Origin of the sequence: Pseudomonas sp. StFLB209, from assembly GCF_000829415.1 — a bacterium.
Classification (GTDB): Bacteria; Pseudomonadota; Gammaproteobacteria; order Pseudomonadales; family Pseudomonadaceae; genus Aquipseudomonas.
This window is the reverse complement of sequence record NZ_AP014637.1, coordinates 331098-346529: the sequence shown is the minus strand read 5'-3', so window position 1 is coordinate 346529 and position 15432 is coordinate 331098. Positions and strand designations below refer to the sequence as shown.

The window sequence follows — 15432 nt, the reverse complement described above, 5'->3', positions numbered from 1 at the left end:
TCGCCAGGCAGGACTGCCGGGCGTGAGCCGCAGGGGCGTAATAAGGCGTTGAGGCGGGGGCGGGCGGTGAAGCGGCGAAGTGCTGAGGCTTAAGGAGCAGTCTTTCGGGCTGCTCCAGTTGTTTGTCAGGCGATCAGCGCTCAGTGTCAGGGCGGGGGCGAATGCCGTGGCAGAGCAAGTTCTGCAGGTTATGCAAAACCTCTTCAAAGAACACCGGGTCCGCCAGTGTTTTGCCCGTAATGGCTTGTATCTGAGTGCTGAAGTCGGCGTAGTGCTGAGTCGTGCTCCAGATCGAGAAGATCAGGTGATAAGGGTCCAGCGGCGCCAGTTTGCCTGCTTCGATCCAGCTCTGAATCACTGCGGCCTTGTTCTCGACCATCTGCCGTAGCTGTTGTTCGAGCTGCGCCTTTATCAGCGGGGCGCCTTGCATGATCTCCATGCAGAACAGTTTCGACTCGGCGGGGTGGTCGCGAGACAGCTCAAGCTTGGCGCGGATGTAGTCCCCGATGGCGTCCATCGGCTGCTGTTGGACATCGAAGCCCTTGAGCGGCAACAGCCAGATCTCCAGCAGATGCTGCAGCACATTGGTGTACAGCTCTTCCTTGCTGGAAAAGTAGTAGAGCAAATTGGTCTTGGACACGTCCGCTGCTGCGGCGACCTGGTCAAGGCTGGTGCCGTGCATGCCGAACCGGGAAAACAGCTCCAGCGCTGCGTGAATGATCGACTCGCGCTTGTTCTTTATCTGCGCCTGGCGGCGCTGTTCCGATTTCGCACTCATGCTGCGCGCCACGGTGGTCTTTACCCCGGCAGCAGGCTTTTTGGTTTTGCCGGTGACCTTTTTGGCGGCAGCCTTTTTCAGTGTCTTGCCAGCGGCAGCCACGTTTTCGACGGATTTGCTTTTCACGATCTCAACCACCCAGCGAATCGAGCGGCGATTGTATCAGGCTTGCTCGTGAGGGCAGATCTGGCATCGCCAGCCTGTGGCGCTAATGCCTGGGTTATTGACGGATGTCAGGTGCCAAGCCTTCGGTGCCCCATGCTGGCTCGCTGCGCATCAATATCGGGCAGCTTTTAAAATTCAAACGGTTCAAAACAGACCATTTGGTCTGCTAGTGAATCTTTTTTTAATCTAACTAATTGATAAAAAACAACAAAAAATAAGTGGCATGACGCATGCAAAGCTTCTTTCGACCCGCATCCAATGGGGATGTGCACGGCGAGTGGAGAAGCTTATGAAGGTGGGTATCTTTATCCCGATCGGCAACAACGGCTGGCTGATTTCCGAAAACGCTCCTCAGTACAAACCAACGTTTGAACTGAACAAACAGATCACGTTGGCGGCCGAGCACTATGGTTTCGACTTCGCCTTGTCGATGATCAAGCTGCGCGGTTTCGGTGGCAAAACCGAGTTCTGGGATCACAACCTGGAGTCGTTCACCCTGATGGCGGGCCTGGCGGCGGTCACCAGCCGTATCCAACTTTTCGCCACCGCCCCTTCGCTGGTCATGCCGCCGGCGATCATCGCGCGCATGGCGGCGACCATCGACTCGATTTCCAACGGCCGCTTCGGCGTTAACCTGGTCACCGGCTGGCAGCGCCCCGAGTACTCGCAGATGGGCATGTGGCCTGGGGATGAGTTCTTTTCCAATCGCTACGAATACCTCTCTGAATATATCCAGGTACTGCGTGACCTGTGGGGCACCGGTAAATCCGATTTCAAGGGCGCGCACTTCCAGATGGACGACTGCCGCGTCAGCCCCCAGCCGCAGGCCAACATGAAAGTGATCTGTGCCGGGCAAAGCGACGCTGGCATGGCCTTTTCGGCGCAGCATGCCGACCACAACTTCTGTTTCGGCAAGGGCATCAACACGCCCAAGGCCTTTGCCCCCGCCGCGCAGAAGCTGATTGAGGCGAGCCGTGAAACCGGTCGTGACGTCACTACCTTCGTGCTGATGATGGTCATCGCCGATGAGACCGACGAGGCCGCCCGCGCCAAGTGGGAGCACTACAAGGCTGGCGTCGATGAAGAGGCGGTCGCCTGGTTGGGCGCGCAAGGTGCGGTCGACAAAACCTCCGGAGCTGACACCAATGTGCGTCAAATGGCCGATCGGACCAATGCCGTCAATATCAATATGGGCACCCTGGTGGGCTCTTACGCCAACGTTGCGCGCATGCTCGACGAAGTGGCCGAAGTGGAGGGCACCGAAGGCGTGTTGCTGACCTTCGACGACTTTATCGCAGGCGTTGAAGCCTTTGGGCAGCGCATCCAGCCGCTGATGAAAAGCCGTATCGAGGTGGCCACGCCGGTGCCCAGCCAGGCCGACTCCCAACCCGCAGCTGTCGGGGTTGCATCATGAGCACTGCCAAGAACCTGACCATCACGTCGACCATCCCGGCGGGTATCGCCGAGGTGCCGGGCGCCGGCGCGCCGATCGTGCTGCCGGCGCGCCCGGAGCCTCTGTACCTGCATCAAACCAATACGGCGTTGATCGTGGTTGACATGCAAAACGCCTACGCCAGTGTCGGTGGTTATGTTGACTCGGCCGGCTTCGATATTTCCGGCGCCCAAAGCGTCATTGCCAAGACCGGCGAGGCCATCGCTGCGGCGCGGGCGGCCGGGATCTGCGTGATCTATCTGCAGAACGGTTGGGACAGCGACTACGTGGAGGCCGGCGGCCCCGGTTCGCCGAACTGGTACAAGTCCAACGCCCTGAAAACCATGCGTAAAAATCCGCACCTTCAGGGGCGCTTTCTCGCCAAGGGCGGTTGGGACTATCAGATCGTCGACGCGCTCGCGCCGCAACCGGGCGACATCGTGGTGCCAAAGCCGCGCTACAGCGGTTTCTTCAACAGCAGCCTGGACAGCACCTTGCGTGCCCGGGGCATCCGCAATCTGGTCTTCACCGGGATCGCTACCAATGTCTGCGTTGAAAGCACCCTGCGCGATGCCTTTCACCTTGAGTACTTCGGCGTAATGCTCCACGACGCCACCCATGAGCTGGGCGGCGCGCCCATACAGGCCAGCACGGTTTACAACATCGAAAGCTTCTTCGGCTGGGTTTCCACCGTAGATGACTTCATCACCAGCATCGCGGCGCACTGATCGTCAGGTCGCTCTTCTCGTTTTTAACTTATGAGGTTACTCCCATGCCCAAACAAGTCATCACTCCGCCAGGCACCGGCAAACCGCTCGCCCCTTTCGTCCCCGGCACACTGGCCGACGGCATTCTTTATGTATCGGGCACCCTGCCATTCGACAGCGAGAACAACGTGGTGCACGTCGGTGATGCTGCGGCGCAGACCCGGCATGTCCTGAACATCATCAAGGGTGTTGTCGAAACAGCGGGCGGCACCATGGATGACATCACGTTCAACCACGTTTTCCTGAAAAACTGGGAAGACTATGCGGCTATCAACAGCGTGTATGCCGAATTCTTTCCCGGTGAAAAACCGGCGCGCTATTGCGTGCAGACCGGCCTGGTCAAAGCCGATGCCCTGATCGAGATCGCCAGCATCGCTCATATTGGCAAAGCGCCTGCAGGTAACGCCCAGTGAGTACGGCCCTGCACTTTGATGTGCACGGACCTGCCGATGGGCCTGCGGTGCTGCTGTCATCCGGGCTGGGCGGCGCGGCGGGCTACTGGTCGGCGCTGGTTCCACGGCTGGTAGCCGCCGGCTATAAGGTCATCGCCTACGACCAGCGCGGCACCGGGCGCAGTCGTCAGACGTTGGCGCAGGATTACCGTATTGCCGATATGGCCCTGGACATTCGCGACCTGCTTGACATCACGCAGACCGGCGAATGCCACTTGATCGGCCATGCACTGGGCGGGCTGGCCGGGCTGCAACTGGCGCTGGATTTCCCTGAGCGGCTGCGCAGCCTGACCCTGATCAATGCCTGGGCGGCGCCCAACCCGCATTCGGCGCGCTGCTTCGAGGCGCGTCTGGCGTTGCTGGATGCGGTTGGCCCGCGCGCTTACGTCGAGGCGCAGCCGATCTTCCTGTACCCGGCCAGTTGGTGTGCGGCCAACGCCGAGACAGTGCAAGCCGAAGTGGAGCATGCCTTTGCCGGCTTTCCTGAGGTCGCCACCATGAAGGCGCGCATTGCGGCGCTTCGCCGGTTCGATATCAGTGAGCGGTTGGCCGGGATCAACGTTGCCACGCTGGTGTCGGCGGCCAGAGACGATGTACTGGTGCCCTGGACCTGTTCGCAACAGCTTGCCCAAGGCTTGCCCAATGCACGCCTGCATATCGTCGAGCAGGGCGCGCACGCCCACAACATCACTGCCGCCAGCGTGTTCAACGAACAGTTGTTGGCGTTTCTTGAGGCCCAATCCGGGGAGCGTACATGAGCCAAGCTTTGAATGATGCCGCGCTGGCTACCCTGTTCAGCGCAGCCCGTACCCACAATGGCTGGAGCGATCAGCGCATTGATGACGATGTCCTGCGTCAACTCTATGACCTGCTGAAAATGGCGCCCACTTCGGCCAACTGTTCGCCCGGTCGCTTCGTGTTTCTGCGTAGCGCGGCCGCCAAGGAGCGTCTGGCACCTGCTTTGTCCAAGGGCAATCTGGAGAAAACCATGACCGCTCCGGTCAGCGTGATCGTTGCCTGGGACCGTGCCTTCTACGAGCACCTGCCGACACTGTTTGCGCACGCCGACGCCAAGAGCTGGTTTACCCACAGCCCTGAAGCCGCGCATGAGACCGCATTTCGTAACGGCTCGCTGCAGGGGGCCTACTTGATCATGGCGGCTCGCTCGTTGGGGCTGGATGTTGGCGCTTTGTCAGGCTTCGATGCCCAAAAGGTCGATGCCGAGTTCTTTGCCGGTAGCACCTGGACGGCCAACTTCATCGTCAACCTCGGCCACGGCAACCCGGAAAAACTGTACGACCGCCTGCCACGGCTGGCCTTCGACGACGCCTGTCAGTTGCTCTGAAATCAACTTCAATCTGGTAACCCATCATGTCTAGCAGCCTTGCAACCTTCAGTGCGTCGCACGCCATTGAGCACTCGGCGCCCGGTAAAGCCGAGTTCCGCAGCGCCATGGCGCGCCTCGGTGCTGCCGTTAACATCATCACCACCGATGGTCCTGGCGGCCGGGCCGGCTTTACCGCATCTGCGGTGTGCAGCGTCAGCGATGAGCCGCCGAGCCTGCTGGTGTGCCTCAACCGCAGCGCCTCAGTGTACGAAACCTTCAAACGCAACGCGGTGCTGTGCGTGAACGTGTTGGGCGCCGGGCAGCAGGATATTTCCAACCTGTTCGGTGGCAAGACCTCGATGGAGGAGCGTTTCGCGGCAGCGACATGGCAGAGCGGCGTTTCTGGCTCGCCGGTGATGCAACAGGCCAGTGTCTCTTTCGATTGCCGGCTGCAGCAGATCACCGCGGTCGGCACCCACGATGTGCTCATCTGTGAAGTGCTGGCGATCCACAGCACCGCGCAGGCGCACAGCCTGATCTATTTCAATCGGCAGTATCACGAACTGCAAGCCAGTTGCTGACCCTTAACCAGACTGAGAATGTCATGAGCAAAGTCGTTTTTATTACCGGCGCTACGTCCGGCTTCGGTCGCGCGACTGCGCGGCGTTTCGCCGCTGCCGGGTGGTCGCTGATCCTGACCGGGCGACGCGTTGAGCGGCTGCTGGCGCTGCAGGACGAACTGGGCGCAAGCGTGCCGGTGCATATCGCGCAACTCGATGTGAGCGACGCCGAGGCTGTAGCGCATGCCGTCGCGCAGTTACCGCCCGCTTTTGCGCGCATCGACGCACTGGTCAACAACGCAGGTCTGGCACTGGCGCCGCAGCCTGCGCAGACGGTGGCGCTGCAAGATTGGCACACCATGATCGACACCAACATCACCGGGCTGGTCAATGTCACCCATGCCGTGCTGCCCAAACTGCTGGAAACCGGCCAGGGCGCGAGCATCATCAATATCGGCTCGGTGGCGGGCGAATGGCCTTACCCGGGCGGGCATGTGTATGGTGCCAGTAAGGCGTTCGTCAAACAGTTCAGCTATAACCTGCGCTGCGACCTGATCGCCACTGGTGTGCGGGTCACCGACATTGCGCCAGGGATTGCCGAAACCGAGTTTACCCTGGTGCGAACCAACGGCAATCAGGCTGCCAGCGATGCGCTGTATGGCAGTACTACGCCATTGACTGCTGAGGACATTGCCGAGCAGATTTTTTATGTGTGCAGCCTGCCGTCGCATATCAACATCAATCGTCTCGAAGTAGTCCCGGCACGCCAGGCGTGGGCAGCCTATGCCATCGATCGCGACAATTAACGGATGGGAAAGGCGTCTTGGCTGGCCTGTGACGGGGGGAGGTCTATCTGAAGTCAATGACAGGCACGGTTTCAAGTCATTGATTTCAAAAGCGGAATTCTGTCATTACCCGTACTTTGGGTGCCGAGTTGCCGGCGCAGGCGTGTACGATCTGGCTTGCCGGAGGTTGTCAGCGGCATTTTGTCGAGCACCGTGATGGTTGCGCTGATGCCCAGTCTGTCGAGCAGGCCGCGCAGTGCCTTCTGCTGCTGGTCAGCCGCAGTGGCACTGGCCTGGACAGCGACACAGGCGCGGCGACGGTCGTGCTCGTCTACCATGACCACGACGCACTCCGGCATCAGTGTCTGCGCAATATGTCGCTCGATGGCGGGCGTGAACTGGATGCCTTGTGTGCTGAGCAGGGCATCAGTGGCCCGGCCCATCAAGATCAGGCTGCCGTCATCAAGTCGACGGGCGATGTCGCCACAGGCGTGAACATCATCCTCTCTCGCATCGCTCGCAAGCGGGTAGTAGCCCGATCCATGATGGGCGCAGCGTGCGCTGATCTCGCCGATATCGGGGTACGCTGGGTCGATGGCGGTCAGTGTCACTTCAACGTTGCCCAGCGGGCGCATGCCACTTTCGAGCTGCAGACCGGGGCTGAAGTCGGCGAGGATCATGCCGAATTCAGCGCAGCCGTAAATCCGCTTGATATGAATACCCAGGCAGCGCTCGGCTTGCAGCAGGATCTGCTCATCCAGATAAGGGTCTTCACACAATGGCATGGCCAGTGCTGGCAAGCGGATACCGGTCTGTTCGGCGGCCTGTGCCAGGGCCAGGTAGTGTGACGGCAATGCACTCATCACGGTGATGCGCTGTTGGTCGAGAGTGCGCAGGGTCTCTTCGACGTTCGCGGCCTCGCCTAAATATAATGTCGCGCCGGTCAAAAGCGCCGGGAACACATGCAGGTCCGTGGCATGGCGGCTATCAAGGCTATGGATGTTCAGATAGCGTGCGCTGGCGTCGAGCTCTGCGGATTCGACCCAGTGCAGGATCTCCCGATGCAGATGCTCCTGGCGCCATAACGCGAGCCGGAGTGCGCCAGGGGCGCCAGTGGTCTCCTGCATGCGCATCAAGCCGGTCTGTTGCTGGTGGGCAGGCGCTTGCAGGGTGGCAGGTGGCTGGCTGCGCAGGGCGAAACTGGGAACCTGGGTGCCTGCGGGCATGGTGCCGTATTCTGTGACCAGCACGGCGGCATGCACCTGTTTCAGGCGTTTGGCCCGGTACGCCGTGCTGCAGGCCAGGCTTATCGGGCAGTGCACCAGCTCCAGGCTGGCCATGGCGAACAGTAGCGCGACATAGCCGGTGCTGTTGCCCAGCTGCGTTACCACCACATCGCCGTTACGCAAGCCGACCGCGTGCAGGCGCGCGCGCAAGGCTTCTATGTCCTGAAGCAGATCAGCATAGGTACGGATGTTGCCGTGGCGATCGACAACTGCCGGGTGGTCTGGGTGGCGGGTCGCCACGTTCAAGAACTGCTGCTGAAGCACTCGTGGGTCTCCTTGAGGATCAGCTGAAAGACAGCGTCGGGTATTGGCGCCGGATCAGTTGGTTCGTCGGCCACAAGTTGGGTCGGTGTGCAGCGTCGAGGTGTGGTGGCATTGCAGGTTCGGCAGATCAATGGCGAGTCTTGGCAAGGCAGCGCCGGCTCGCGGTCGTAACCAGGCCAGCTTGTTCAAACCGGCTTAGTTAACAGGGGCGTTGCGCAAACGGCTAGCTCCCGGATGAGGGGGGTTGTAGTGTGTTTTGGTTTCTGAATGTCTTGGCAACTTGTACATGCCGTGGATTGATTTCAAAAAGCCATATCACTATTTTGTCTATGGTTTCAGTGAATGGATTGATCCGCTCGCGTACCATCTCGGGATGGTGCACCGGGTAAAAGGTGGCACCAGGGTGGGAGAGTGGCCATGCTGGCAATTGATGAACTGATACAGATCTGTGAGACAGAGCGTTATGAGAACTGGCTGGCGAGTCTCAAGACGTTGACGCTCAAGCTGGGTTACTCGAATTTTCTGGTAGGCCTCAAGCCAGGCGTCGCCGCCGCTGGCCAGCAAGTGCTGATTCACACTGACTACCCGGTCGCTTGGCGGACCCAGTACGATGCTCAGTCCTATATGGCTGTCGACCCGATTGTTCATCACTGTCTGGGTTCGAACCGGCCGCTGATCTGGAAGCGTGAAAATTATCGGCTGCCGTCGGAGTCAGCGTTCTTTGAGGAGGCGACGATGTACGGGCTCGAACAGGGGCTGGCGTTGCCCCTGCACGGCCCCAGAGGCGAGGCTGGCATGCTTTGCCTCAAGCCTGATGAGAAGGGTGCCCAGGCTGGCGTGACCATGCTGCAGTCGTTGCCGATGGCAACCATGTTGCGTGATTACGCCATTGAATGGGTGCTCAGGGCTCAGGCCGAACACAATGCGCCGGTGCATCTGACGGCGCGGGAAAAAGAGGTGCTGCAATGGAGCGCTGCCGGCAAGACGACCTGGGAAATCTCTATGATCCTGTCCTGTACCACCTCAGCGATCGACTTTCATTTCAAGAACATCCGCCGCAAGTTCCAGGTCAGTTCTCGGCAGATGGCGGTGCTGCGAGCCATTCAGCAGAAATTGATCACGCCCTGACTGGCGTGGGGTTTGCGCCAGGTCGCTTTCTTGCAGGCGCCCGCTGAGGTAAAGGCGAAGCAGAATGTAAACCGGCGCGGGGACCTGGCTGGTGCACTCGATGCGGCTGGCGCAGGCCTGGCTGATGCCGAACCTTGACCAGAATTCGGTCTGGCTCTGCTTGAGGTTCAGGCGCCGACTAATGGCTTGATGGGCGACCTCGCGGACTGCCGAGGTGTTGAGAAGCTTCATCTGGATAGATCCTCGCAAAGCCCCAAACTAACAAACCCGCCAGGCGTGAACCACCTCCTTAATCTGGGAGGCTCTAATTTATTCATTTTGAATATACCGTTCTCGGCAATATCCAGCCAACGGTAGTCACCATGTTTATTTCTATTGAGCGCCGCACTAATACCCATCCACAAGCGTTGAACGCCATGCACAAGCTGCGTGCGCGGATCTTCAAACATAAGAAGATGTGGGATATTCCGCTGATCAATGACATGGAAATCGATGGCTATGATGCGCTTGATCCTTACTACATGATTATTAACGAAAGTTCTGATCAGGCGTATGTTTGCGGTTGTTGGCGGATTCTGCCGACGACAGGCCCGAACATGTTGGCGCATACCTTCCCGGAACTGTTGCACGGCCAGCCGGCGCCCTGTTCCGAATCGATCTGGGAGCTGAGCCGCTTTGCCATCGAGTTGCCGGACGGCAACCGTTTCGGTTTCTCGATGGGCACCACCCAGGCCATTCACGCGATCGTCAACTTCGCCATTGATTGCGGCGTCGAGCAGTTCGTTACCGTGACGACGGTCGGTGTTGAAAAAATGCTGATCCGGCTGGGGCTGGATATCAGCCGTTTTGGCCCGGCGCTGCAGATCGGCGTCGAGCGTGCGGTCGCGCTGCGCATCCAGTTGAACGATAAAACCACCGCAGCGCTGGAAAAGGCACTCAGTGGCATGCGCCATTGAGTGCAGCGTTTGATGACGGTCAATGATCAACATGCACAGTCTTTGGCAAAACTGTAAGTTACAGACCTACCCTTCAATAGCGGGGCTGGCCTAAAGTCTGTTCTTGATATCTCAGGCGCGGGTGGGTCATGAATCTCTGGTTTCGATTGTTGTGCATGTTATTACGCCGGCCGTGGCGGCACCCGGTTGAGGGGACCGCTGTTACTTCGCTGCATCTGCGGGTGTGGCCGCTTGATCTTGATTTGAATCGGCATGTCACTAATGGTCGTTACTTTACCCTGGCGGATGTCGGGCGCATGGATTTTGTACTGCGTACCGGTGCCTATAAAGTTGCACTGCGACATAAAGCCGTGCCCATCGTCGGTGACGCCTGGGGCAAGTTTCGTCGGGAGTTGAAGCTGTTCGAAGCCTTCGAGCTTCAAACCCGCCTGTTGGGCTGGGACGAAAAGTGGGTGTTTCTTGAACACCGCTTCGTCAGTCGTGGGCGAGTGGTGGGCGTGGTCATCATCCGTGGGCTGTTTCGCTCGGCCAGAGGGCTGGTCGCACCGGCTGAGCTGGTCAGCGCGCTGGGGCTGGCGGAGCAGTCTGCGGCCATTCCCCAGTGGCTGGCGGCCTGGTCGAGCAGTTGCGACCAGATGAGTCAGGACCTGCGTGATGAAGCTTTATAAGAACAGGGTTCAGAACGGCCCGGCAGTGGTAAAGGCGCCGCCCTGTAAGGTGGCGCTGCGGTCGTCGGCTGCCGGTTTTGGCAACTGCTCCATCCTGGCGCGAAAGCGCTCGGAGCTGTCTTGCGGGTTGAAACCCAGGTGCGCCGCGTAGCGGTTGTTCCACCACAGATCGCGGTTGGCCGATACGCCATATACCACGGTGTGCCCGACGTTCTCGGTAAGCAATGAGCGCTCGACCAGATGGGCCAGGTCGCTGTAGCTCAGCCAGGTCGAGAGCATGCGCAGGTTGCGCGGTTCCGGGAATGCCGAACCGATTCGCAGGCTTACGGTTTCGATGCCGTAGCGATGAAAATAGAACGTTGCCAAGTCTTCGCCGTAAGACTTCGACAGTGCGTAGTAACAGTCTGGCCGGCGCAGAGAATGAGCGTCGAGCTGTTCATCCTGTGGGTAAAAGCCGGTCACATGATTGGAGCTGGCGAAGATCACCCGTTTGATGCCGTGGATGCGCGCAGCCTCATAAATATGAAAGGTGCCACGGATATTGGCATCAAGAATCTCTTCGAACGCTCGTTCGGTAGAGATCCCGCCCAGATGCACAATGGCATCGACATCCTGAGCGAGTGCCAGTACGCCTGGCTTGTCGGCCAGGTTGCAACTTATCACTTCTTCATGATCGCCGGCGGCAGGCGCCATCGGGCTGATGTCCGATGCGCGCACGATGTTGGCATGGGCCTGCAGTGCTTCACGCATGATCTGCCCCAGACCGCCGGCAGCGCCGGTCAGCAGCAGACGATTGAAGGGTTTGCCTGAGTCGGCAGGCACGGATGAGGTGGTCATGACGAGCGCCTTCTGTTGAGAAAACGAGGGTTGAGCAAGTGGGGGATTTCGCGTCTTGCAGCAATGCCGGGCAACCCTGGTGGCTGCCCGGCGGCGGGGGTATTACAAGAAGTTGTACTGGATGCCTACACGCCAGCGGGCCTGACGGTCATCGGTGGTGGAGTTGACTTTGATGTCACCCACTTCCATGAACGGCTGCCACTGTTTGTTGATCTTGTACTTCACGACCATGTTTTGCTCGTAGTCGCTCTTCTTGTTGTCGTAGCGGATGTAATCGGTATCGAAGTAGATGTACTGGTACTCGAAGGCCCAAGGGCCTGTCGGGGTCCAGCCAAGCCAGCCTTCAAAACGCGTGGTGTTCTGGTTGTCTTTGGCGCGGTCATCCTTGCTGCGATCGATCACGTCGCGGTCCAGGCGTCTGGCGTCATGGCGAATGCGGGTTGCGACATACCAGGCATCGTCGATCTTGTAGGTGTACTTCAAGCCGAACTTGTACGTGGTGGCGTCTTTGACGCTGTCCATGATGAACAAGGGCTGCAGTGTCGATTTGGCACTGAGCTTGTAGTTGTAGTCCACCGTGAACTCATGGCCGTTGTTTACGACGTTGTCGTAGGCAACGTCTTCGCGATCACCGGCAGTCTTGTATTTGACCTCGGCAGCGAAGCCCAGACCGCTGTCCATGCGGTAGCTGAGTTTGATCCGGTCGGAGTGGATGCTGTCGTCTTCAGTAAAACTGTGACGGTAGTTGATGCTCGCAGAATCGGCGCAAGCGTAGAAAGACAGGCCGAGCGTACCTACAGCAATGAGGTTGCGGAGTGTTGTGTTCATGCGATCTTCTTTTTTGTTGTTGTAGAGGTCGTTATGAGTGGTGTGCGGCGGGTGTGAGTGGGGTGTGGGTGGAGCCTCCGTGGTGAATTTCCAAATAAGTTATCGTACAACTTTTAGGTTGTCTAGAAATTCTTTGAATGTTGTCATATCACGGGTGTTAAAGGCTCTAAATCAATGGTTTCAAGCTTGATTACCATCTTTTGACAGGGGTTTTTTGGGAGAAATATCGCCGGATAGGCGGGTTTAGAAAGTTTTCAGGGGGTGCTTTTCAAACGTTGTATGATGACGTAGGATCGATCCCAGAGCGTGACACACCCGCCACAAATCCAAGAAGAAGGCCCGACCTCAATGATCATCACCGCTGTCAACGTCCAGATCTTTTCCTACCCCACGCGCCGCGCTGTAGACAGCGCCGGCCATGCCCATCCGGGCGACGTGAGCCAGGCCAAAATGGCCTTGCTGCGGATCAAGACAGAATGCGGCAACGAAGGTTATGCACTCGGTGCACCCGAGCTGATTCGTCCTTACGTGCTGGATAACTTCGTGCGCAAGGTGCTGGTTGGCGCCAATGCATTCGATCGCGAAAAAATCTGGCACGACCTGGCGCACTGGCAGCGCGGCAGCGCCAGCCAGCTGACCGACCGTGCTCTGGCGCTGGTCGAACAGGCGCTGTGGGACTGGGCCGGCCGCAAGCTGAACGTGCCAGTGCACAAGCTGATTGGCGGCTTCCGCGACAAGGTCCCGGCCTACGGCTCGACCATGTGCGGTGACGAGCTCGAAGGCGGTCTGTCGACCCCGGAAGAGTACGGCCGTTTCGCCGAGACCCTGGTCAAGCGTGGCTACAAGGCAATCAAACTGCACACCTGGATGCCGCCGGTGTCTTTCGCGCCAAGCGTGAGCATGGACATCAAGGCCTGCGCCGCAGTCCGTGAAGCGGTAGGTCCGGACATCGCGCTGATGATCGACGGTTATCACTGGTACAGCCGTACCGATGCCCTGACCATCGGCCGCGCGCTGGAAAAACTCGATTTCGCCTGGTTCGAAGAACCGATGATGGAAGACTCGGCCGAGTCTTACGCCTGGCTGGCGCGTCAGCTGGACATCCCGATCCTGGGCCCGGAAAGTCTGGGCGGCAAGCACCTGAGCCGCGCCAGCTGGGTGAAGAATGATGTGTGCGACATCCTGCGTGCCGGGGTTGCCGGTGTCGGTGGTATCACCCCGTGCCTGAAGGTCGCCCACATGGCCGAGTCGTTCGGCATGGATTGCGAAATCCACGGTAATGGGGCTGCCAACCTGAACGTGGTCGGTGCAATCAAGAACTGCACCTGGTACGAGCGCGGCCTGCTGCACCCGTTCCTGGACTACGACGAAGTGCCGGCCTACCTCACTCGTCTGGTCGACCCGATGGACCAGGATGGTTTCGTGCACCTGTCCGACCTGCCAGGTCTGGGCGAGGACATCGACTTCAACTACGTCGAGACCAATACGCTCCAGAGTTTCTGATTCGCGCAACACGCTGAGATTGGCGGTACGCACCATTGCGTGCCGCCCGAGAGTCCAATAACTACAAGAAAGGCTACTCACATGAACGTTCTCCCCAAGTTTTGGGCGGGGGTGTTTGCCGCCTCGCTGGCAATGACCTCGGTCCCCGCTGCTTTCGCCAAGACGCCTGCCGATCAATTGATCGTCGGCATGAGCATGATTAACCTGCTGTCGCTGGACCCGGCTGCGGCCACCGGTCTGGATGTCTCGGAAGTCAACGCCAACCTGTACGACATGCTGCTGGTGCAGGACGTCAAGCAGCCAGACGTGCTGCAACCGGCGCTGGCCGAGAGCTGGCAGATCAGCGACGACCGCAAGACCCTGACCTTCAATCTGCGCAAGGGCGTCAAGTTTCAGTCCGGTAACGCACTGACCTCCGAAGACGTCGCCTGGTCGCTGCAGCGCATCCTCAAACTGAACATGGCACTGGCCTCGACCTGGAAGGCTTACGGGTTCACCGCCAGCAATGTCGAGCAGTACATGCGTGCCACCGGCGAGCACACCTTTGTGGTCGAGCTGCCACGCCCGACCGACCCGATGCTGGTGCTCAATACCCTGGCGACCTCGCCCAGCGCATTCATCCTTGACCGCAAAGTGGTGCTCAAGCACCAGAAAGGCGATGACATGGGCGGTGCCTGGCTGACCACCCATGCCGCTGGCAGTGGCCCGTTCATTCTCAATGACTGGCGCGCCAACGATGTGATTCTGATGACCCGCTTCGACGGCTACTGGGGCGGTCCGGCCAAGCTCAAACGGATTGTCATGCGCAACATGACCGAGTCGCAGTCGCTGCGCCTGATGGTCGAGCGTGGTGACCTGGACCTGGCCAAGGGCATGTCTGCCCCGGATATCGCTGCGCTGGAGAAGTCCGACAAGGTCCGCGCCGAGACCGTTCAGCGCGGCACCCTGTATTACGTGGCGCTGAGCGTCAAGAACAAGCCCTACGATGACGCCCGGGTGCGCAAGGCGGTCCGTTCGCTGATCGACTATCAAGGCATCAACCAGACCGTCATGCCGCACTACGGGCTGATCAACCAGCGTCCGCTGCCGCTGGGTCTGCCGGCGCGGCTGGACGATCCGGGCTATACCCTGAACGTTGCGCAAGCGAAGAAACTGCTGGCCGAAGCCGGTTACCCGGAGGGTTTCAAAACCACCATCCGGGTGCTCACCGAGCCACCGTTCATCAACATCGCTTCCAGCCTGCAAGCCACCCTGGCCCAGGCAGGCATTCAGGCGACCATCATCACCGGCACCGGCAACCAGATCTACGGCGCCATGCGTGAGCGCAGTTTCGACATCATGGTCGGCCGTGGCGGCGGTGGTGCCGAGCGCCATCCGCATTCGAGCTTGCGCACCCTGGTGTACAACCCGGATAACCGCGACGAGGCCAAGCTGAGCAACTTCCAGGGCTGGCGCACCTCGTTCTACAGCCCCGAGTTGAACAGCCTGATCGAGAAGGCCGAGGTCGAGCCGGACAAGGCGCAGCAACTGGCGCAGTACCAGCAGATCCAGAATATTCTGGACGAGCAGGTGGGAGCCATCATGCCAATCTCGCAGATGACTGACACCGTGGTGCTGTACCACGATGTGCAGAACTACCAGGGCCATACTGCGGCCACCACCCGATATAAAGACGTCTACAAGTCGCGTTGATGGG

17 protein-coding genes are annotated in these 15432 nt (G+C 59.3%); 12 read left to right on the top strand and 5 right to left on the bottom strand.

The annotated features are described in order from the left end of the window. Positions 1–133: 133 nt before the first annotated feature. Complete coding sequence (rutR, locus tag PSCI_RS01535; RefSeq protein ID WP_084710191.1) at positions 134–778, bottom strand: HTH-type transcriptional regulator RutR; 645 nt, start codon at positions 776–778, stop codon at positions 134–136. 454 nt (positions 779–1232) lie between these two features. Between rutR and rutA the strand changes: the two genes are divergently transcribed. The 7 genes from rutA to PSCI_RS01500 are packed head-to-tail and all read left to right on the top strand — an operon-like array spanning position 1233 to position 6287. After that, positions 1233–2357, top strand: coding sequence for a pyrimidine utilization protein A (gene rutA / locus PSCI_RS01530; RefSeq protein WP_045481906.1), 1125 nt, complete (start codon positions 1233–1235; stop codon positions 2355–2357). Continuing rightward, positions 2354–3103 (top strand): pyrimidine utilization protein B, encoded by a 750-nt coding sequence (gene rutB, locus PSCI_RS01525; RefSeq protein ID WP_084709820.1) that lies wholly within the window; start codon positions 2354–2356, stop codon positions 3101–3103. The genes rutA and rutB overlap by 4 nt, the downstream gene beginning before the upstream one ends. A gap of 44 nt (positions 3104–3147) precedes the next feature. Continuing rightward, positions 3148–3555 (top strand): pyrimidine utilization protein C, encoded by a 408-nt coding sequence (gene rutC, locus PSCI_RS01520; protein ID WP_045481903.1) that lies wholly within the window; start codon positions 3148–3150, stop codon positions 3553–3555. Next, positions 3552–4352: a pyrimidine utilization protein D gene (gene rutD / locus PSCI_RS01515; RefSeq protein ID WP_045481900.1), complete on the top strand. Its 801-nt coding sequence runs from the start codon at positions 3552–3554 to the stop codon at positions 4350–4352. Before rutC ends, rutD begins: the two co-directional genes overlap by 4 nt. Then, positions 4349–4939 carry a malonic semialdehyde reductase gene (locus PSCI_RS01510; protein WP_045481897.1) on the top strand — a complete coding sequence of 197 codons (591 nt, stop codon included), beginning with the start codon at positions 4349–4351 and terminating at the stop codon, positions 4937–4939. The genes rutD and PSCI_RS01510 overlap by 4 nt, the downstream gene beginning before the upstream one ends. Positions 4940–4965: 26 nt before the next feature. Then, complete coding sequence (rutF, locus tag PSCI_RS01505; protein WP_173426678.1) at positions 4966–5502, top strand: NADH-dependent FMN reductase RutF; 537 nt, start codon at positions 4966–4968, stop codon at positions 5500–5502. A gap of 23 nt (positions 5503–5525) precedes the next feature. Continuing rightward, positions 5526–6287 carry an SDR family NAD(P)-dependent oxidoreductase gene (locus PSCI_RS01500; protein ID WP_045481890.1) on the top strand — a complete coding sequence of 254 codons (762 nt, stop codon included), beginning with the start codon at positions 5526–5528 and terminating at the stop codon, positions 6285–6287. 71 nt (positions 6288–6358) lie between these two features. Here PSCI_RS01500 and PSCI_RS01495 read toward each other — a convergent pair whose 3' ends face one another. Next, complete coding sequence (locus tag PSCI_RS01495) at positions 6359–7816, bottom strand: class I adenylate-forming enzyme family protein (protein WP_045481886.1); 1458 nt, start codon at positions 7814–7816, stop codon at positions 6359–6361. 417 nt (positions 7817–8233) lie between these two features. Between PSCI_RS01495 and PSCI_RS01490 the strand changes: the two genes are divergently transcribed. Further along, the gene (locus tag PSCI_RS01490; protein WP_045481883.1) at positions 8234–8944 is read left to right on the top strand and encodes a LuxR family transcriptional regulator; all 711 of its coding nucleotides are present in this window, start codon (positions 8234–8236) and stop codon (positions 8942–8944) included. Here PSCI_RS01490 and PSCI_RS30090 read toward each other — a convergent pair. Then, positions 8840–9175, bottom strand: a complete 336-nt coding sequence (locus tag PSCI_RS30090; protein WP_373568455.1) for a hypothetical protein — start codon at positions 9173–9175, stop codon at positions 8840–8842. The genes PSCI_RS01490 and PSCI_RS30090 overlap by 105 nt on opposite strands. 131 nt (positions 9176–9306) lie before the next feature. Here PSCI_RS30090 and PSCI_RS01485 point away from each other — a divergent pair, with 131 nt between their 5' ends. After that, positions 9307–9900: an acyl-homoserine-lactone synthase gene (locus PSCI_RS01485; RefSeq protein WP_045481880.1), complete on the top strand. Its 594-nt coding sequence runs from the start codon at positions 9307–9309 to the stop codon at positions 9898–9900. A 128-nt stretch (positions 9901–10028) separates the two neighbouring features. Further along, entirely contained in the window at positions 10029–10568 is a 540-nt protein-coding gene (locus tag PSCI_RS01480) for a thioesterase family protein (RefSeq protein WP_045481875.1), read from the top strand. A 9-nt stretch (positions 10569–10577) separates the two neighbouring features. Here PSCI_RS01480 and PSCI_RS01475 read toward each other — a convergent pair whose 3' ends face one another. Together PSCI_RS01475 and PSCI_RS01470 are read right to left on the bottom strand one after the other, a co-directional pair. Further along, positions 10578–11405, bottom strand: a complete 828-nt coding sequence (locus tag PSCI_RS01475; RefSeq protein WP_045481872.1) for an NAD-dependent epimerase/dehydratase family protein — start codon at positions 11403–11405, stop codon at positions 10578–10580. 102 nt (positions 11406–11507) lie between these two features. Beyond that, entirely contained in the window at positions 11508–12233 is a 726-nt protein-coding gene (locus PSCI_RS01470; protein ID WP_045481869.1) for an oligogalacturonate-specific porin KdgM family protein, read from the bottom strand. Positions 12234–12581: 348 nt separating this feature from the next. Between PSCI_RS01470 and PSCI_RS01465 the strand changes: the two genes are divergently transcribed. Then, the gene (locus PSCI_RS01465; RefSeq protein ID WP_045481867.1) at positions 12582–13736 is read left to right on the top strand and encodes a mandelate racemase family protein; all 1155 of its coding nucleotides are present in this window, start codon (positions 12582–12584) and stop codon (positions 13734–13736) included. 81 nt (positions 13737–13817) lie between these two features. Beyond that, positions 13818–15428 carry an ABC transporter substrate-binding protein gene (locus PSCI_RS01460; RefSeq protein ID WP_045481864.1) on the top strand — a complete coding sequence of 537 codons (1611 nt, stop codon included), beginning with the start codon at positions 13818–13820 and terminating at the stop codon, positions 15426–15428. The last annotated feature ends 4 nt before the right edge of the window (positions 15429–15432 follow it).